Source organism: Anaerorhabdus furcosa, assembly GCF_900167375.1.
GTDB lineage: Bacteria > Bacillota_I > Bacilli_A > Erysipelotrichales > Erysipelotrichaceae > Anaerorhabdus > Anaerorhabdus furcosa.
On record NZ_FUWY01000007.1, the window covers coordinates 40,792 to 60,038 of the forward strand.

Below are 19,247 nucleotides of genomic sequence, written 5' to 3' on the forward strand. Positions count from 1 at the left end.
GATGGGTCTTCAATTATTAGGATTAGAAGAAATTAGTGGATCACTTGTAGCCTTAGATCATGTAAAGAATGTTTCAAATGAAGAAATGGTTGAAATTGAATTAGCAAATGGATCAGTACGTCAAGGACGTGTGGTTCAAATCGAAGGTGAAAAAGCGATGGTTCAGGTGTTTGAAGGAACAGCTGGATTATCAAAGAAAAATACAAAAACACGTTTATTGGGTCACCCAATGGAAATTGCCTTATCAAAAGAAATCCTTGGGCGTGTATTTAATGGAGCAGGGAAACCAATTGATGGTTTAGGTGATGTTTATGCTGAGAAATTTGCGGATATTAATGGTAAGCCATTAAATCCTGTATCTCGTCAATATCCTCGTAACTACATCAATACAGGTATATCTGCAATTGATGGATTAAATACATTAATTCGTGGTCAAAAGCTTCCTATTTTCTCAGGAAGTGGGATGCCACATGATAAGCTTGCGGTACAAATTGTACGTCAAGCACAAATCGCAGATGATGATGGTAAAGGTTTTGGAATTGTGTTTGGAGCAATGGGTGTTAAAAACGACGTTGCAGATTATTTCAAACGCTCATTTGAAGAAACTGGTGTTATGGAAAAAGTTTGCATGTTTGTTAACTTATCCAATGACCCAATCATCGAAAGAACACTAACACCACGTTGTGCTCTTACTGCAGCTGAATATTTAGCATATGAACTTGATATGCATATTCTAGTTATCCTTACAGATATTACATCTTATTGTGAAGCTCTACGTGAGTTCTCAAGTAGTAAAGGTGAAATTCCTGGACGTAAAGGATATCCTGGATATTTATATTCTGACTTAGCATCACTTTACGAAAGAGCTGGAATTATCAAAACATCAAAAGGTTCTGTAACACAAATTCCAATTCTAACAATGCCAAATGATGACATCACGCATCCTGTACCAGATTTAACTGGATACATCACAGAAGGACAAATCGTTTTAGATCGTAACTTACATCAAAATGGTGTGTACCCTCCAATTGGATGTCTTGCATCATTATCTCGTTTGATGAAAGATGGTATTGGGGAAGGATATACTCGTAAAGATCATCAAGATGTCGCAAACCAATTGTTCGCATCTTATGCTCAAGTATTAGAAGCTCGTTCACTTGCATCAGTTATTGGTGAAGATGAATTATCTGAAAGTGATAAACGATTCATGGAATTTGGACGTTTGTTTGAAAAAGTATTTGTTGGTCAAGGATTTGGCGTGAAACGTTCAATCATTGAAACATTGAATTTAGGATGGGCGCTACTATCAACTCTACCAATGAGTGCATTAGACCGTCTTGATCCAGAACTTATAAAAGCAAACTATGATCCAGAACGTGCAATGCGTACCATTAGTCTAGCTCTGCAAGGAGAAGAGTAATGGCTGCGCAAGTATTTGCGACCAAAGGAAATCTCATGGCAGCTAAAAAATCTTTAGTTTTAGCTAAAATGGGATATGATCTAATGGATCGTAAACGTAATGTACTTATACGTGAAATGATGATGTTGGTTGATAAAGTAAAATTACTTCGTGATGAAATTACTGATAGTTATCAAGAAGCTTATTATTTACTACAACAAGCAAACGTTTCAACAGGTATTATCACAAGCATTGCAAGCCAAGTAAAAGTAGACACAGGTGTACGCGTTACCTATCGTAGTGTTATGGGAGTTGAAGTACCAAACATTATCTACAAACCGGAAGATTTAGAAATCCAATATGGATTTGAACAATCTTCATCAAAAGTGGATGAAGCTTACATTCAATTCAATAAAGTAAAAGAATTAACAATGATTCTTGCAGAAGTTGACAACAGTGTTTATCGTCTAGCCAATGCAATCCGTAAAACACAAAAAAGAGCGAATGCATTAAAGAACATTGTTATTCCTGACTTTGAATCTCAAATAAAATTTATTACAGAGGCTTTAGAAGAAAAAGAACGTGAAGAATTCTCACGTCTTAAAGTCATCAAAGCAAATAAAGAAAGAGATGCAAATCAACATAAAGCAAACTAAGAAGTTGGAGACAACTTCTTTTTCACAAAAAAAATGTGCATTTGAAGTGCACATTTTTATATTGGACCACCTTGATGTGCTCTAGTTTTAGGAACACATGGTGTAGGGCTAGAAGGATCGAGATTACCATTAGAATCATAAATGCAAAACTTCAATTCATTTTGTTCTGAAGCTAAAACATTTAATCTAGGGAATGTAAAACATAAAAATAATGTTGAGAATGTCATGGCTGAAATTATAGTTTTTCTTAAAATATTTTTCATCTGAATTCCTCCTACTCTTATTATACTAGAATATTCAGTAAAAATATGTTCGAGAATAAATAAAAATAACCTTGATAAATAGCTAAAAACTAAAAAAGTTTCCAGCATTCTATTAAATTATCTATGTTAAAATGAATTTAGGGAGATTGATATGAAAAATAATAATTTAGGTATAATAATACGCAAAAGAAGAAAAGACCTAGGTCTAAATACCGATCAATTAGCTAAGAAAGTAAATTATTCCAGATCTTATATTTCCAGAGTTGAAAATGGAATCATTGATGTAAGTGATGAAACCTTTACTGTTATATTTGAAGCGCTAGGCATAACTTATAAAATAGATCAAGATTGCCGAGAATTCGAAAGAAATGTAGATAAAGTATTAACAATGTTTCTTTACTTGAATATAGATAGGGATTTTATAGATAGGGTTATAATGCAATCAAATGATTTTAATTGCACAAATGCATATTCAAAATTTCTAATAGCTAATTTAGTGTATAAGGTCAATTTTTTGTCAAAAGAAATTGAAACAGAAAGATATATTAAACAGATGGATAAAACATCTGAATTATACAATAATAAAGAAAAACAAATTATTTATGATTATATTGGATGTTATTATTTAGATTATAATTATGAATTAGCAAAAAAATATTTTGATAGAGCTTTAGAATTTGGAGAATATCCATATTCAACTAGCATTCTTTACTATCATTTAGGAATGTTGAATTATAAGTTTGGTAATTATTTTGATGCAAATGAATTTTGTAAAAAAGCGTTTGATAAATTTTCTTTGGAATTGAATTATAAACGAATGTTTTATACAAATCTTCATATTGCAATTATTAATTCAAAAAGTGGAAACTATGAAGCAGCATATGTGTTGTTTAATGAAATGATATTGAATCCAAATCTCTCAGAGGAGCAATTGGAGCTTATTTATGGTAATTTATGCTGGTTATTAATAAAGAAAAACGAATACGATGAAGCTTTAATATACGCACAAAAATCAAATATAAATTATTTAGATTATTATTTTCATCTTGCATTGATTTATTATAAATTAACTAGATTAGATGATGCAACGAAAATTATAGAAATAGGATTATCCAAATTTAAAGACTGTTTTCAAGAAAAACAGTTGATAATTATTTCGAAAATAATTACAAAGGAATGCAACACCAATGAATATGAGGACTTACTCGTAAAGACATTCAAACAAGCTAAAAAATCAGAGGATAGTGAGTCTGTGAAATTTATCAAAGATTTACTCATAGAGTTTTATGAGGCAAAGCATCAATATAAAGAAGTTTGTAAACTCATGAAAAGTTGCTAGCAACTTAATTTGAAATAGATGTATAAACCGGTAAATAAATAATTTGTCTCGAACAAAATCACTTTGAATTACATGTTAAAATGTAATTAACAAAGAAGATTAAGTATGGGAAGATACAAGAATGGAGATTAAAGAATTTGAATAGCAAAAAAATTAAATGAAAAGAAAGGAAATAATATGAAGAAAATAATTAGTATAATTACTGCTATTACATTGCTTTTCTGTTTTATACAAAAAATAGATGTTTATGCACAAGATGATAATACTCCGGGTCAAGTGATAAGTAGTAAATTTACAGAGTATCCTACTTATATAAAAGAAGAGACAAAGATATTAGAAGAAGGAAATATATTTGATGTTACAATACGATATAGTGTTGATAACAAAGCATATGTTGAAATTTATAAAAATGGAATGGCTGATAAAATTACTACAATTGATATAAATTATCTCAAAATCAGAAGTAACGTATTTCCTAAAATATCAATAAAAGCCAATGGAAATAGAGATGTTTATGTCGGAACTGTAACTAGTGTTGATTCTTTAGGAAGTGGTGACCAAACTACATTAGCTCTTTCGGTTTTAGCATTTATTGATCTTCCTTATGCTACAGCCTATGCGTTGATAGGAGTAGCAATAAGCATTTTTTCGAGTTCAACATTATTCTATTTATGGACTAAAACGGATACTTATGAGCAATGGACATGGGGAACTACATATGCACCTTCAAGTTTTTTGGGATATTATTGGATGAAAACAGAGGCACGTGCATATTCTAATCCTCAATGTACAGGAACATATGCTGTACGATATGGTGATTGGACAAGTACTACTCCAGGGTGGTAAATTCTCCATTGCGAATCAATATGATACCATATTTGATAACAAGCTTTATACAGCTTTTGGGATTTTTCATCTTACTATTTTTTTTAAGAAATAATAGTTTCTCTAGTCCTCCTTTTTACGCGGTTATGTTTTTTGCATTTTTTGAATTAATATTAAATTATATACGTGAAAATTATACATTTTCTAGAAAAAGCCTTAGATTATATGAAATTCCTAAAGTATTATTAATTTTTCTTATGCTAGTAATTTACTTTGGAATTATAATTTAACTTTATGAATAGCATTTGGTAGTGTTGATAATTCTATTGTTGGATTAGGAACTTGCGACTATTATTCATATGTTACAATGGCGTATAATGCGTGGAAGGATTTAGGAAGTCCTACTTCTGTGGCAGAGGTAAATTGTTACTATGGTTCATATAACAAAGATTGTAATACACTGGCATGGTATGGGGTTCGAACAGGGGTAGTTAATGGAAATTCTGTACAATTTAGGAATGCTCCACTTATTCAAAATCCAAGTCATACATGGAATGGAAGTCCATGGGATTATACACAGCCTTCAGGATGCAGAGTAGTTGTTAATAATTATCCATATTAATTTATTATGATTGGAAATAAAATATAATTATAATTTGTTAGAAATTTAGATTAATATGATGTAGTATAAAATAATATGTGTAAATACAAGAGGTAAGGAAAACAAGTATAGAAAATTGATATTTGGCTACCTATATTACTATTTTAAATTGCTAAAAAATAAATGCTTTCACTTCTTGATTCATGATTTAAATATGAATAAATATTACAAGAAAGATGAATTCAATTGTATTAAAGGACAATACAATAGACACTCATCTTTTTTAGATTGATAACATAAATTAAAAATGTAAAAATAATAATGAGATATTATAGATAAAATGGAAAGGTATATAGATAATCTTGAAGATATTTACTTGAATTTATTAAGGGAAGAGAGAGTCAGATGAATAATAATGCAAAAAAAGATAAAGAAAAAGATTTTCAATCGTTAATTAATATTCAAAAAGTGAATGAGAAAAAGTATGTGAAGTCATTTAATGGTGTGTTTTGGGTATCGTTTTCGTTACTACTCTTTTTTGGAACTTTTTCATTTTTAAATTCAAAAACAGTATCTGATATACCTTATATCTTTTCGATGGAAGAAATTGGATATGATAATAATAAAGTTGAAAAAGCGACTAAAAGAACGAAATATTCAGGTGATGTTATCTATGAATTATCAGTTTCTTCCAATTCAATTGATGGTGATGAATATAGTCGAGTAGATATTACGATTTATGATTTTATTTCAAATGATACTGCAGTTAAACTATATAATGACTTATATGAAGAAAATAATAAGAAGATTGAGAAATTAATTGGTCGTAGCTTGAGTGATTTTGGAGTTGAACATTCATATTCTTTGTATCCAATTGAAGAAATACCAGGAAATGGTCAAGAAAATAGCCTCTATTTATATAAAGATAATCGTGTTATTATTGTGAGAATAAACAGTGAGATTACACTTAATAATGAAGATTTAATAACAATAGTAAAATTATTTGATGAAGAATTGTAGTTTTGATATTAGTAATGTTTTTTATCAATATATGATAAACTAATGACATAAAAAATAGTGCTATAAATTTGTGGAGGTTAAATAGATATGGATAAAAATATAAGCTTCAAAGATAGAAAAGAATTCCATAAATGGTTGATGAAGAATCAAAATCAAGATGAAGGTATATGGATTGAGTTTGATAAGACGTTAAGTCAGAGTTCATTGAAAGCTAGTGATGCTTTAGAAGAAGCACTTTGTTTTGGATGGATTGATGGACAAATGAAAAGTGTTGATGAAAATACGTACATCAAATACTTTGCAAAACGAAGAAAGAATAGTAAATGGTCCCAAAAGAATAAACAGCTTGTACTTGAACTTGATAAAAAAGGATACTTGCAAGATTTGGGTAAACAAAAAATAGAAGAAGCAAAACAAAATGGACAATGGGATACAGACAATACAATTGAAGTAGTAAATAGTGATTTAGATTTATTGATTGAAGTTATTAAAGGAAATGAACCTGCTTATACAAATTTTATGGCAATGTCTCCATCAGTTAAAAAAACTTATACAAAAGCATTTATGGATCCTAAAACAGAAGCAGGGAAACAAAAAAGAATTGCTTGGATAATTGATCGATTGAATAAAAACTTAAAACCAATGTAATAAAAAAGTTATCGTGAGATAACTTTTTACATCGCTGCAACTTCTTTGATTTTATCTTCTGTTAAACGATAGACAGTCCACTCATCCATTGGAGTAGCACCTAATCGTTTTGTGTAGAAATCAATTGATGGTTGATTCCAATCTAAGCATATCCATTCCATGCGCCCACAGTTTTTATCTACAGCTACTTGGGCTAAATACTTGAAGAATTGCTTACCATATCCTTTTTTACGATATTCTTCTAATACAAATACATCTTCAACATATAATCCTTTTTTACCTACAAAGGTTGAGTAGTTAAAGAAATACAAGGCAAAGCCAACGATGTTTCCATCTTCTTCTCCGAATACTACATAAGCATTTTTTTCTACAAATAGCTCATTGTATAATTGCTCATCAGTCCATATAACTTGATCGCTCATTTTTTCATAAGCAGCGATATTACGGATATATTGTCCAATAATTGAACACTCTTCTTCTTTTGCAATACGAATATTAAATGACATATATTTCCCTCCGTTCATTGATGTTAGTATACAAAAAGTTGAAAAGAATATCTAGTTTTTTCAAAGAAGTAGAAGTAATTTACATAAAATCAGTTAAAATGGCTATAAATAAGGGCTAGAATGAAAAAAAACTTTGAAACAAAAGCAAGTGTGATATAATGATTATGTAAATTTGGAGGTCAAACAATGGGATTAAAAGATAAATTAATGGGCTTCATCGCACCAGTTGATGATGAAGATATGGAAGAAGAATTAGAATTCACTGAAGAAGAGGCTAGAACAATTAGCCAATATGAACAACCTAAATCAAAAGGGGTTACTAAAGTAAGCAGTGATACAAAAATGGTTTTATTTGAACCAAGAAGTTTTGAAGAAGCAGAAGAAGTAGGACGTCATTTAAAAGAAAGACGCGCTGCAGTAGTTAATCTACACCGTCTTCAAAGAGAATATGCTCAAAGAACAATTGATTTCTTAACAGGTGTTGTATTTGCACTTGATGGAACTATTCAAAAAATTGGTCATAATGTAATTTTATGTACACCTCGTACAATTGGTGTTCATGGTGAAATTAGTTTAGACCAAGATGAAAACTAACAATTCTTTGTTAGAACATTATAGAGGAAATGAATCATTTGTTGCGCGAGTGAATGATTGGATTGAACAATCGCAAAGATATCATAAACCAGTCATGACACCCTTTCTAAATGAAGCAGAATGTGCTTTAGTAGAAAAAATATGTGGTAAGAAAATTCCTTATCGCATGGATGGTGGTTATTTAGATGCAACTTTAAAAAGAGTCGTCTTCTTTGATGAAGATGACTTTTCTCTTGTGGTTTGTTTATCTGCATCATTTAATACAAAGTTTGAATCCATAGGACATCGTGATGTTTTGGGTGCTTTAATGAACATTGGAATAGAACGTAACCAATTAGGTGATTTATGGGTAAATGATGATTTAATTGTTTGTTATACAACTGAAAAACAAGCAGAATATATTATTCAAAATTGTACTAAAATTAAGCGTTCAACAATACAATTTAGGATTTCACCAAAACATTATGAACAAATTATTAAGAAAGAGAAGTTTACAACTACCATTAGTAGTGAGCGATTGGATAACGTAGTTGGTGCAATGATCCAAAAATCACGTAAAATAGCACAAGAATATATCCTAAGTCAAAAAGTTAGGGTAAACCATGAAGTACTTGAGGAAACAAGTAAATTGTGTAATAATGGTGATACGATTTCGATACGAGGAGTGGGGAAATTTATCTATTTGGGTAAACTTAAAACAACTCGAAAAGACCGTATTTTAATTGAATTTGAAAAGTATAGTTAAGGAGTGATTTTTGTGGCGAAGATTAAACCGGAATTTCGCATGATGAAAAATGGTTATGATCGATTTGCAGTAGATGATGCTATTGAAGAATATGCTACAGAAATTGAAACTTTAGAAAGTAAGCTTGCGCTATACGAAAAAGAGATTCAAGATTTATCTGAACAGTTGAATTCAGTACGAAATCGATATCAAGTCATTGTCAGTGAGTTATCAATAAAAGAGAAGGCTGCTGATGATATTGCTAGACTTGCATTAAAGGAAGCTAATATTATTATTGATTCAGCGCAATCCAATGCGGATTCAATTGTAAGAGAAGCACTTTCAACTGCTCGCATCATCTTATCTGATTTATCACGTATCTCTATTGATGCAAGTGTAATGAAAGATGAAATGCATGAGCAACTAACACAACTTATTCAAGCGATTGATGACTTTGAAATTCCAAAGTTACCAGAAGTTGAATGGATAAAAGATTTTGAATTTAAAAAGTAAAGATTAAGACATGCTACTTATAGTTGATGATAGAGAGTCTATGGTTGGTGGAAATAGATAGAGAGTATAAGATAGATATCACTTATGAACTGATTTCTTGAAACAAGTAGAGAAATTCGTATTCCGCGTTAAGGAATTGAGGGCATAGAGAAATCTATGAACTAAGGTGGTACCGCGTACAACACGTCCTTAGATGATAGGGACGTTTTTTTTATTTAATTAAAGGAGGAAGTAAATATGGATTACAAAGACACACTATTAATGCCAAAAACAGATTTTGAAATGAGAGGGAATTTACCTACAAAGGAACCTGGAATTTTAGAGAGATGGGAAAAAGATGATCATTACAACCAAATTCTAAAAGCACATGAGGGTGAACCATTGTATGTGCTTCATGATGGTCCTCCATATGCAAATGGAAACTTACATGCAGGAACTGGAATGAATCGTGTTATTAAGGATATTATTAATCGTTCGCATGCAATGCATGGGTTTTATACTCCATTCTTTCCAGGATGGGATACTCATGGGTTACCAATTGAAAATGCAATTCAAAAACTAGGGGTAAATAGAAAAGAAATGCCAGTAGCAGACTTCAGAAAGAAATGTGAAGAATATGCATATGAGCAAATCGAAATTCAAAAATCAACAATGAAACGATTGGGAACAATCGCTGATTTTGATCATCCTTATATCACATTAAAGAAAGAATTTGAAAGTAGACAAATCGATGCATTTGCAAAGATGGCTCTTGATGGATTAATTTATCAAGGACTTAAACCAATTTATTGGTCACCAGCTGCTGAAACTGCAATTGCTGATTCTGAAATTGTTTATATCGATAAGAAGGATCCTACAATTTATGTAGCTTTTGATGTATTGGATGGTAAAGGTGTACTTGAAGGTGATGAAAGATTTGTTATTTGGACAACGACTCCTTGGACAATTCCTGCAAACTTAGCAATCTGTTTAAATGAAGCATTTGATTATGCAGTTGTACAAACAGAAAAAGGAAAACTTATTTTCTTAGAAAATAAAGTAGATGAGCTATTAGCGAAATTTGGTTTAACCAATCAAGGCATTTTAAAAACATTTAAAGGTAAAGAGTTAGAATACATTACAGTTAAACATCCTTTCTATCCAGAGAGACCTTCACTTATTATCTTGGGTAACCATGTTACTGATGAAGATGGTACAGGTGCTGTTCATACAGCTCCAGGGCATGGTGCAGATGACTTCTATGTTGGAATGAAATATGGGTTAAAAGCATATTGTCCAGTAGATGAAAAAGGCTGCATGATGAAAGAAGCGGGTGATTTCTTAGAAGGTTTATTTGTTGATGATGCAAATAAAGTCGTAGGGCAAAAACTAGATGAACTTGGAAACTTAATTCACCTTGAATTTGTTACTCATAGTTATCCTCATGATGAAAGATTAAAAAGACCAATTATTTTCCGTGCAACAGTTCAATGGTTTGCATCAATTGATAAAATCAGAGAAAAACTACTTGAACAAATCAAATCAGTTCGTTGGGAAAACGAATGGGGAGAAGTTCGTTTATTTAATATGATTAAAGATCGTGGTGACTGGTGTATTTCTCGTCAACGTTTATGGGGATTACCAATTCCTATTATCTACAATGAAGATGATTCACCAATCATGGAGAAAGAAGTATTTGAACATATTTCAAAACTCATCTATGAAAAGGGAAGTAATGTATGGTTCGAAAGTGATGTAAAGGATTTATTACCTGAAGGATATACAAATCCTAAATCACCAAATGGTAACTTTAGAAAAGAAAAAGATATCATGGATGTTTGGTTTGACTCTGGAAGTTCACATAATGAACTTGAAGCTAGAGGATTACCATATCCAGCAGATTTATATTTTGAAGGATCAGATCAATACCGTGGCTGGTTTAACTCTTCATTAATCATCGGTACTGCAATTCATGGACAAGCACCTTATAAGAATGTACTATCTCATGGTTATGTATGTGATTCAAAGGGTGAAAAAATGAGTAAATCGATTGGGAATGTAGTTAATCCAATGGATGTAATTAATAAATTGGGTGCTGATATTTTCCGTTTATGGGCGACTACAGTAGATTTTAAACAAGATATGCGTATTGGAGATGAAAACTTGAAACAAGTTTCTGAACAATATCGTAAAGTACGTAATACGTTTAAATTTATGTTAGGAAATGTGAATGCTGAAGATTTTGATCCAAAGAAAGATCGAGTATCTTATGAAGATTTAACACCTGTTGATCAATACATTGAAGTCTTATTGAATGATGTTCTTAAAGCAGTAAGAGATAACTATATGAAGTTTGATTTCCTTGCAGCAGCAGGGGCATTGATGAACCTAATGACAAATGAGTTAAGTAGTTACTATTTAGACTTTACAAAAGATATTCTTTATATCGAGAAGAAAGATAGCTTACGTCGTAGACAAGTTCAAACAGTGATTTGGGATGCGATTGATACACTTGCCAAATGTTGGGCACCATCTCTTGTCTATACAATGGATGAGGTTTGGAGTATGTTTAGCAATGATGAAGCAGACTCTGTTCACTACACTCATTTCCCTGAAGTTAAACATTTTGATAATGCAGAGGTATTAAAAGATACATTTGCTAAAATGCATGAAATTCGTGATGAAGCACTGAAAGCATTAGAGTTAGCACGTGCGGATAAAGTAATTGGCAAACCATTAGAAGCTGAATTAACAATCGAATGTAGTAAAGAAGATCAAGACTTACTTGAAACTACATTGAATGGTAAAGTTGCACAATGGTTAATTGTAAGCAAAGTCACATTTGTAAATAAAGCAGAAAGAAAGATTACTGTAACTCCTGCAAAAGGAACAGTATGTCCTCGTTGTTGGAATATAACAGAAGATCACGAGGAAGATGGACTTTGTGTACGCTGCCAACATGTATTAAATGATTAAACCTGGGAAATATGTTCACTTCAAAGGAAAAGAGTATGAAGTGATTGGTATTGCAAAACATTCTGAGACGCTTGAAGAAATGGTTGTCTATCGACAACTGTATGGTGCACAAGAATACTGGGTTAGACCAGTCTCTATGTGGGATGAAGAAGTGAATCGCGATGGATATTGTGGTCCAAGATTTAGAAAAATTGAAGAATGAAAAAGATGGGGCTAGTATAAGTAGCCTCATCTTTTATGTGTGTTGTGTGTTGGGTGAGTGTATAGCGTTTTGCTTAAGTTGTTTTAAATCGTTGATAAGATAGCCATTTTCTTTTTTTATTAAGATTTTTTCATGGCATAATTCACTGAGTATTCTAAACATATGGCGATAGCTCAATCCTATTGAAGAAGCGACATCAGTTAATACATCACTGAAGATTCCTTTATGGGATGATTCGAGGATATAGGAACAAAGTCTTTGTTTTCCAGTATACAGTGAGGATGATACAAAGTTACTGGAACTTCTTACTAGATTAACTGAGAGTTGAGAACAAAGTTGTTCGATAAATATTAAACTTTGCTTTAGTACATGGATATTGGAATCAAATGGAATCGCAATGCATTCAAATTCAGTAAGAGCAATAAGAGAAGCTGTTGCATTGGGTGTGTTGGACATCATTTCTATACCACCAATGATTCCCGATGAAACAAAATAACATAGAACTAAATGATTACCATTGGGTGATGAACAACATACTTTTGCTTTACCACGCAGTACAATACCCAACCAAGTAATGGGATATCCTTCCTGATAGATAGTCTCACCTGGTAGATAATTTAGAACGAAAAGAGAACTCAATTCATTTGAATTAATTCCCATTTTTTTTAATAGGTCTTCATGACTTGTGGATAGATTTGACTTTCTCATAAGCTTTCCTCGTGCAATTATCATAACAAACTAATATAAGAAGTCATAGGACAAATGTCATATAAGCTGACCTCAAAGTTATCTTACAATGAGATAGAGGTGAAAATATGATTACATTATTAGCGTTATGTACAGGGTTTATTTTGGCTATTATGATTACACTAAACGGACAATTAACACAAACATACAATATGTTTCTTGCGATTGTCATTATCCATGTTGTAGGGGTGCTATTTGCACTTTGTCTATGTCTAATAAAGAAAATCAAATTAGATTTATTTTATGTTAAACCAAGATGGTTGTATCTGGGGGGAGCAATTGGTGTTTTTACTACGATTGCAAATAACGTATCATTTGGACAAATTAGTATGACCAGTATTATTGCGTTAGGATTATTTGGACAGTTGATGATTTCAGTTGTGGTGGACACTTTCGGTTTATTTAAAATGGAGAAAAGAAGTTTTAAAAAATCGAATCTTGTTATTTTAATTTTTGCATTACTCGGTATTTTAATGATGCTAGATAATTCAGTTTGGCAGGGTAAGGTTGCAGTATTCATGTCCATTGCAGCAGGTGTGTCAGTTGTTATGAATCGAACTGTTAATGCACAACTGGCTCAACACATTGGTGATTTACCTAGCTCATTGGTAAATCATCTTGTAGGATTACCCATTACAATCATTATTCTAGTTTTTGTTTATCAAATGAGATGGGTACCACTTAATTATTCACTGAGTCTAAATCCACTTATCTACTTGGGTGGAGCATTGGGTGTTATCACGGTTGTATTATCAAACATAACAGTATATAAAATACCAGCATTTAAACTTACTGTGCTCGTCTTTGTTTCACAACTGTTTACTGGTATTTGTGTTGATTTATTATTTGGATTAAACATAGACAATGCTTCTTTTAAGGGAGGAATTGTTGTTGCATTAGGAATTGTAATAGGTCTAATCATTGAAAGAGTTATGAAGGAAAGAGAAAGAAAAGAAGAAGAGAGCGAAGTAAGATTAAAAAGACTGGAAGAAATTCATTTTGAAAGGGTATATAAAAAGTTTAAGTAATCACTTAAACTCAATTTCTGTTACAACAGGATAATGATCAGATGGATATAAACCTTCAAATTCATCTCTAATAATATGTGTGGATAATACTCTAAACTCTTTTCCTACGAAAATATAATCAATTGGAAGCTTGCTTTCTTTTAATCGACCACTACCATAATGCATCGTATTGGATATATCTATATTTTTATAAACACTAAATAATGGATAAATTGGATTATTCAATAAGGCTTTTACAGCATTGGATTCAATGTTTGTATTCAAATCACCCATTAGAACAATATTCTTAATATTCGTATCTTTTGCAATACTTTCAATTAATATCTTTGTTTCTTTATTTCTATTAAAAGGCAAAAGATGATCAAGGTGCGTATTAAATATCCACAATACATCTTTTGTTTTCTTGTCTTCTAATTTAGCCATAGTACAAATCCTAGGGAAAGGTGAAAAGAACAGGCGACTTCCTTTCTTATCTGGGGAATTAGAAAGCCAAAAGGTTCGATATTCTAAACAATTGAATTTATCTTTTTTAAAGAAAATATCAGTTCTTTCGCTAGATTCTTTGGGTTTCTTATTCCTTGGAGAGCCAACAGTTGTATAGATACTCTTTAATGGTGCTAAGGATTTAGCCATTTCAATTGTATATTCTTGTACACCCAAAATATCAGCATCGATTTCCTTTATACACTCCATGACCGCGTCTTTCCGTGTTTGCCAACGAAGGAACTTACGAGTAAGGGGCATATCATTTTTAAGATTAAATGTTGCAATTCGATAAGTACTCATTTTTATCACCAACATTATTATACTCCTTCTAACAATGATTGACACATGACTTTTGAATGGCTATGATTACTATACAGGAGTTGATAAGAATGGAAATAGTAAATGTAAGAATTGATGAACGTTTAGTTCATGCACAAGTAGCTGCAGTATGGGCATCAGCATTAAATGCAACAAGGATCATTGTCATTGATGATGGTGCAGCTCAAGATGAAGTTCAACAAGTAGCATTAAAGATGGCTTGTCCTAAATCGGTTAAGCTAACTATTTTAGCTGCAGATCGAGCTGTAGAAAAGCTGAAAGAACCAGCTTATCCAGATGATCGTATTTTCATTGTTATGAAAGGAATTAAAACGTTAAATAAAATTACTAAAATGGGGTATATCTTCCCGGAAGTTAATATTGGTAATTTGAATGATAAAGAAGGTGGCATACAAATTCGACGTTCAGTACGTTTAAGTGATGAACAAATTGCACTAATTCTTGATCTACATGAAAAGGGTATTAAATTTGTATCGCAACTTGTGCCGTCCGAGGATAAAGTAAATCTAATTGATTTAATAAAAGAAAAGGTCTAGTTCATTTATGAATTAGACCTTTTGAATGATTTCTTTTATTTTGTTGATGATTGACCACTCATCATGATGGCCAATAACTTCTTTCGCAATTTTTTTAATATCGTCATGGGCGTTGCTTGGTGCATAGCTATGATCAGCATGTTCAAATAATTCTAAATCATTTAGATAATCCCCAAAGATAACAGTTTCATCGCGAGCAATATCCAATGCATTTTGAATTGTGATTAATCCATGCCCTTTATTTACTTCCTTGTTGACAACATCAACCCATACATCAGCCGATAAGACAACACGAGGGTTGTCACTAAAGGGTTGAAGCGCGGGATAAATATTATTTTCAGCACCACTTAAATCAAGGTAGCATATTTTTAACACATCTTCGTTTACTGCACATAAATCACTTACTTCTTCAAAATAAGAATAATAATGATTGATTTCTTCCATTGCTTTTTCAGGGATTTCATTTACATTTTCTACAAAAGCTCTTGTTGGTGCACAAACCGTCATATAAATACCTGGATATTTTCTTCCTTCTTGAACAAAGAATTTATATTTATCAGGATTTATATTAGAAGAGTAAAGAACTTTTCCTTTTGAGATAACATAAGCACCATTATCACAAATAAAACTAATCTTATCTTTAACAGGTTCAAACATTTGGGCAAGGCAACCGTATGAACGACCACTTGCAACAGCAAATTCCAATCCTTTAGCGTGAATTTCTTCGATAACTTGGAAAATATCTTGAGGTAATTCTTTTTTACTATTGAGTAAACTACCATCCATATCTGTTACTATTAATCGCATTATGTTACCTCACTTTACAAAATATTATAGCATAAATTACTTGATCGTGATAATTTGTTCCCAAGGTAAATAAGGCTTACCAAAATGACCATAATTGGTTGTTTGTGTATAGATAGGTTTACGCAAATCTAGTTCATGAATAATATTAGAAACTGAGAAATTGAAATTACGTTTTACGATTTCTAAAAGCTCTTCGTTTGTGTGTTTGCTTGTGTTGAATGCATCAATATTGATGGATACAGGTTCAGGACAACCAATTGCATAAGCTAGTTCAATTTGACACTTCTTACAAAATCCATTTGCTACTAAATTCTTACATACATAGCGAGCATAATAAGCAGCACTTCGATCTACTTTTGTAGGATCCTTTGAACTGAAGCAACCGCCTCCAATAGGAGCACTTCCACCATAAGTATCGACAACAATTTTTCTTCCTGTTGTACCACTATCTCCAAAACTTCCTCCTAATACAAAAGAACCACTTGGATTAATAAGGAACTTAGTTTGATCATCAATCAAATTAGGATTAACTATCGGTTGAATGACATCTTCAATAATTAGTTTTTTCAATTCTTCTTGTGAAATGTCAGCTGAGTGTTGTGTTGATACAAGGATGGTATCAATTCTTATTGGTTGATCATCTTCATATTCAACGCTAACTTGAGTTTTCCCATCAGGTTTTAGTAGGGGGTTATTGCGACGAACTTCTTCAAGTCTTTTCGCAAGCATGTGTGCAGTATCAATCGCAATTGGCATATAACCTTTTGATTCATCGCACGCAAATCCAAACATAATACCTTGGTCTCCTGCACTAAGAATATTGCTGTCTACTGCATTAGAAATCTCCATTGATTGTTTATTTACTTTGACTAATACTTCATATTCTTCTTCATATCCAATTTTTCTTAATACATCTTTTGCAATCTTAGCATAAGGGATATCTGCTTTTGTATTTGCTTCACCATAAACTAAAATAAAATCATCTTTGATCGTTGCCTCGACAGCCATCTTACTTGTTGGATCTTGGCGTAATGCTTCATCTAAAATGTGATCGGCAATCCAGTCACAGATTTTATCTGGATGTCCACTTGTTACTGATTCACTTGTAAATATTGTTCTCATATTTTCCTCCTTGTCAATTTTACCAAATAAAAAATGCCCCTAAGAAAGAGGCATTGCAGTTTAAGATTCTCTCTTCCTTATCGTTGTTAGCGTTACCACCTTACTTTGTGCAGGTTGGTATGGTCTCATCGAGCTAACCCTCTAAACCATTCTTGATAAATGACTTATTTATTAAACCATAAGGTAGATTGTAAGTCAATAAGTTCTTTGTTTATCTCAATTTTGTTTTATAATAAGTAGAGAAAGAAGTGAGTGTATGGCAAAGGGAATTGAGAAAACAAATGCAATTCGTATCTTGGATAAATCGAAAATGAAATATGAAATCCATACTTTTCAAGATGATATAGCATTAAGTGGTGTTGAAGTTGCGAATTTACTCCATCAAGATCCAAGTCATGTCTTTAAGACTTTGGTTACGATTGGAAAATCAAATCAACATTATGTCTTTGTTATTCCGTCAAGTTGTGAACTGGATTTAAAGAAAGCAGCAAAAATTGTAGATGAGAAATACATAGAGATGATAAAATCCAAAGAATTATTACCTCTAACAGGGTATATTCATGGTGGATGTTCACCCATAGGGATGAAGAAATATTTTAAAACAACAATTCATGAAAGTGCGAAAGACTTTGATACAATTTATTTCAGTGGTGGAAAGATTGGATATCAGATTGAAATGAATGTTATGGACTTAGGAAAAGTAATTCAAATAAACTTTGGGGATGTTGTAGAGAAAGAATGATTAAAATGGTAAAATAGGAATTGAGGTTAAGACAAAATGAAATATAGATTGAAAGAAGAAACAACTGAATTAACAAAAGCTCTTACAATTGCTGGAATTATTATTGTTATTGTTTGTTTTTTGTTATCTAGATTTAATGAAATAATGGTATGGATAGGAAAATTTATTAATGTTTCTATGCCATTTATCTTTGGTATGGCAATCGCTTTCTTATTAACACCGATTGTTGTTTATGTAGAATCAAAGTTATTAACAAAATCAAAAATAAAAGATTCAATGAAACGGATAATCGGCGTAGTATGTGCGGTTTTGTTCTTGATTTTATTAATTGGAGGAATCTTGGCGTTATTAATTCCTCAACTTTATGTAAGTGTGATGACGTTATCAGGGGCAATGGGACAATATATTGATGAAGCACAAAAGTTTATATCAAATCTTTCTATTAATTCAACATTCTATGAAAAGATACTAGAGTACTTGTTTGCTTATGGTGAGCAAATTGTCAATGTAACAATAGAAGGAATGCAACAATACTTACCTCAAATCTTAAATTACTCTTGGGGGTTTGTGATTAGAATTTTAAATTTCTTTGTAGGTGTATTTATTGCTGTGTACATTTTATTATCAAAGGAACGGTTTGGATTGCAATTTAAAAAATTATTATTCGCAGTATTCCCATTAAATTTTGCGAATCGTACAATCAAACTATCACGTCTTACTACACATATGTTGAACTCATTTGTAGTAGGGAAATTTATTGATAGTGTGATTATTGGGATTATTTGTTTTGTGGGTATGTTGATTTTTAAAATGCCGTATGCAGTATTAATTAGTTTCATTGTTGGAGTAACAAATATGATTCCAGTATTTGGACCATTCATTGGTGCAATACCAGGTATCTTTATTCTGTTAATGGCTAATCCAATTAGTGCTGTTTGGTTTGCATTGTGGATTTTAGCGCTTCAACAATTCGACGGAAATATTCTTGGCCCTTATATCTTAGGTGATAGTTTGGGACTACCTAGTTTGTGGATTATGTTTTCAATTATTGTCGGTGGTGGATTCTTCGGAGTTGTAGGTATGTTTTTAGGAGTTCCTCTATTCTCGGTAATTTATATTGTGATTAAAGAGTTTGTAGAAAACCGATTAAAGAAAAAAGAATTAGAAGTAGAGAAGTTATAATAAAAACTTACCC

General features: G+C 31.8%; 22 protein-coding genes, 1 riboswitch and 1 other annotated feature. Of the genes, 16 read left to right on the forward strand and 6 right to left on the reverse strand.

The window, feature by feature from the left end:
• The first annotated feature begins 1 nt into the window (after position 1).
• Complete coding sequence (locus B5D14_RS10190) at positions 2-1,420, forward strand: V-type ATP synthase subunit B (RefSeq protein ID WP_078712531.1); 1,419 nt, start codon at positions 2-4, stop codon at positions 1,418-1,420.
• Positions 1,420-2,055: a V-type ATP synthase subunit D gene (locus tag B5D14_RS10195; protein WP_078712532.1), complete on the forward strand. Its 636-nt coding sequence runs from the start codon at positions 1,420-1,422 to the stop codon at positions 2,053-2,055. Before B5D14_RS10190 ends, B5D14_RS10195 begins: the two co-directional genes overlap by 1 nt.
• 56 nt (positions 2,056-2,111) lie before the next feature.
• On the opposite strand, the gene B5D14_RS10200 is transcribed toward B5D14_RS10195, so the two are convergent.
• Positions 2,112-2,318, reverse strand: coding sequence for a hypothetical protein (locus B5D14_RS10200; RefSeq protein WP_078712533.1), 207 nt, complete (start codon positions 2,316-2,318; stop codon positions 2,112-2,114).
• Between the two features lie 151 nt (positions 2,319-2,469).
• On the opposite strand from B5D14_RS10200, the gene B5D14_RS10205 reads away from it, so the two are divergent.
• From B5D14_RS10205 to B5D14_RS10225, 5 genes are all read left to right on the forward strand, one after another.
• Entirely contained in the window at positions 2,470-3,657 is a 1,188-nt protein-coding gene (locus tag B5D14_RS10205; protein ID WP_078712534.1) for a helix-turn-helix domain-containing protein, read from the forward strand.
• 177 nt (positions 3,658-3,834) lie between these two features.
• Positions 3,835-4,503, forward strand: coding sequence for a hypothetical protein (locus B5D14_RS10210; RefSeq protein WP_078712535.1), 669 nt, complete (start codon positions 3,835-3,837; stop codon positions 4,501-4,503).
• 388 nt (positions 4,504-4,891) lie between these two features.
• Positions 4,892-5,104 carry a hypothetical protein gene (locus B5D14_RS10215; protein ID WP_078712536.1) on the forward strand — a complete coding sequence of 71 codons (213 nt, stop codon included), beginning with the start codon at positions 4,892-4,894 and terminating at the stop codon, positions 5,102-5,104.
• A gap of 384 nt (positions 5,105-5,488) precedes the next feature.
• Positions 5,489-6,103, forward strand: coding sequence for a hypothetical protein (locus B5D14_RS10220; RefSeq protein ID WP_078712537.1), 615 nt, complete (start codon positions 5,489-5,491; stop codon positions 6,101-6,103).
• 87 nt (positions 6,104-6,190) lie between these two features.
• On the forward strand, positions 6,191-6,751 hold the full coding sequence (locus tag B5D14_RS10225; protein WP_078712538.1) for a YdeI/OmpD-associated family protein: 561 nt from the start codon (positions 6,191-6,193) through the stop codon (positions 6,749-6,751).
• A 26-nt stretch (positions 6,752-6,777) separates the two neighbouring features.
• Here the strand turns inward: B5D14_RS10225 and B5D14_RS10230 are convergent, their stop codons facing one another.
• Positions 6,778-7,257: a GNAT family N-acetyltransferase gene (locus B5D14_RS10230; protein ID WP_078712539.1), complete on the reverse strand. Its 480-nt coding sequence runs from the start codon at positions 7,255-7,257 to the stop codon at positions 6,778-6,780.
• A 186-nt stretch (positions 7,258-7,443) separates the two neighbouring features.
• Here B5D14_RS10230 and B5D14_RS10235 point away from each other — a divergent pair, with 186 nt between their 5' ends.
• From B5D14_RS10235 to B5D14_RS10255, 5 genes are all read left to right on the forward strand, one after another.
• Complete coding sequence (locus B5D14_RS10235; protein ID WP_078712540.1) at positions 7,444-7,851, forward strand: cell division protein SepF; 408 nt, start codon at positions 7,444-7,446, stop codon at positions 7,849-7,851.
• Complete coding sequence (locus B5D14_RS10240) at positions 7,841-8,596, forward strand: YlmH family RNA-binding protein (RefSeq protein WP_078712541.1); 756 nt, start codon at positions 7,841-7,843, stop codon at positions 8,594-8,596. The genes B5D14_RS10235 and B5D14_RS10240 overlap by 11 nt, the downstream gene beginning before the upstream one ends.
• A 12-nt stretch (positions 8,597-8,608) precedes the next feature.
• Entirely contained in the window at positions 8,609-9,088 is a 480-nt protein-coding gene (locus B5D14_RS10245) for a DivIVA domain-containing protein (protein ID WP_078712542.1), read from the forward strand.
• Positions 9,079-9,282 (forward strand) — a binding site (T-box leader). It overlaps the preceding gene by 10 nt.
• 43 nt (positions 9,283-9,325) lie before the next feature.
• Complete coding sequence (gene ileS, locus B5D14_RS10250) at positions 9,326-12,043, forward strand: isoleucine--tRNA ligase (RefSeq protein ID WP_078712543.1); 2,718 nt, start codon at positions 9,326-9,328, stop codon at positions 12,041-12,043.
• Positions 12,036-12,245, forward strand: coding sequence for a DUF1653 domain-containing protein (locus B5D14_RS10255; RefSeq protein WP_078712544.1), 210 nt, complete (start codon positions 12,036-12,038; stop codon positions 12,243-12,245). Before ileS ends, B5D14_RS10255 begins: the two co-directional genes overlap by 8 nt.
• A 33-nt stretch (positions 12,246-12,278) precedes the next feature.
• On the opposite strand, the gene B5D14_RS10260 is transcribed toward B5D14_RS10255, so the two are convergent.
• Complete coding sequence (locus B5D14_RS10260) at positions 12,279-12,953, reverse strand: Crp/Fnr family transcriptional regulator (RefSeq protein WP_078712545.1); 675 nt, start codon at positions 12,951-12,953, stop codon at positions 12,279-12,281.
• A gap of 107 nt (positions 12,954-13,060) precedes the next feature.
• Between B5D14_RS10260 and B5D14_RS10265 the strand changes: the two genes are divergently transcribed.
• Positions 13,061-14,020: a DMT family transporter gene (locus B5D14_RS10265; RefSeq protein ID WP_078712546.1), complete on the forward strand. Its 960-nt coding sequence runs from the start codon at positions 13,061-13,063 to the stop codon at positions 14,018-14,020.
• Here B5D14_RS10265 and B5D14_RS10270 read toward each other — a convergent pair whose 3' ends face one another.
• A complete protein-coding gene (locus tag B5D14_RS10270; RefSeq protein ID WP_078712547.1) occupies positions 14,021-14,821 on the reverse strand; it encodes an endonuclease/exonuclease/phosphatase family protein in 801 nt (266 codons plus the stop codon).
• A gap of 74 nt (positions 14,822-14,895) precedes the next feature.
• On the opposite strand from B5D14_RS10270, the gene B5D14_RS10275 reads away from it, so the two are divergent.
• Positions 14,896-15,381, forward strand: coding sequence for a PTS sugar transporter subunit IIB (locus B5D14_RS10275; protein WP_078712548.1), 486 nt, complete (start codon positions 14,896-14,898; stop codon positions 15,379-15,381).
• A 12-nt stretch (positions 15,382-15,393) separates the two neighbouring features.
• Here B5D14_RS10275 and B5D14_RS10280 read toward each other — a convergent pair whose 3' ends face one another.
• Both B5D14_RS10280 and metK read right to left on the reverse strand, forming a co-directional pair.
• Positions 15,394-16,188 (reverse strand): Cof-type HAD-IIB family hydrolase, encoded by a 795-nt coding sequence (locus B5D14_RS10280; protein WP_078712549.1) that lies wholly within the window; start codon positions 16,186-16,188, stop codon positions 15,394-15,396.
• Between the two features lie 36 nt (positions 16,189-16,224).
• The gene (gene metK / locus B5D14_RS10285; RefSeq protein WP_078712550.1) at positions 16,225-17,310 is read right to left on the reverse strand and encodes a methionine adenosyltransferase; all 1,086 of its coding nucleotides are present in this window, start codon (positions 17,308-17,310) and stop codon (positions 16,225-16,227) included.
• 74 nt (positions 17,311-17,384) lie between these two features.
• Positions 17,385-17,472: riboswitch (SAM riboswitch) on the reverse strand.
• Between the two features lie 94 nt (positions 17,473-17,566).
• On the opposite strand from metK, the gene ybaK reads away from it, so the two are divergent.
• The gene (gene ybaK / locus B5D14_RS10290; protein WP_078712551.1) at positions 17,567-18,052 is read left to right on the forward strand and encodes a Cys-tRNA(Pro) deacylase; all 486 of its coding nucleotides are present in this window, start codon (positions 17,567-17,569) and stop codon (positions 18,050-18,052) included.
• A 36-nt stretch (positions 18,053-18,088) separates the two neighbouring features.
• Positions 18,089-19,234: an AI-2E family transporter gene (locus B5D14_RS10295; protein WP_078712552.1), complete on the forward strand. Its 1,146-nt coding sequence runs from the start codon at positions 18,089-18,091 to the stop codon at positions 19,232-19,234.
• The last annotated feature ends 13 nt before the right edge of the window (positions 19,235-19,247 follow it).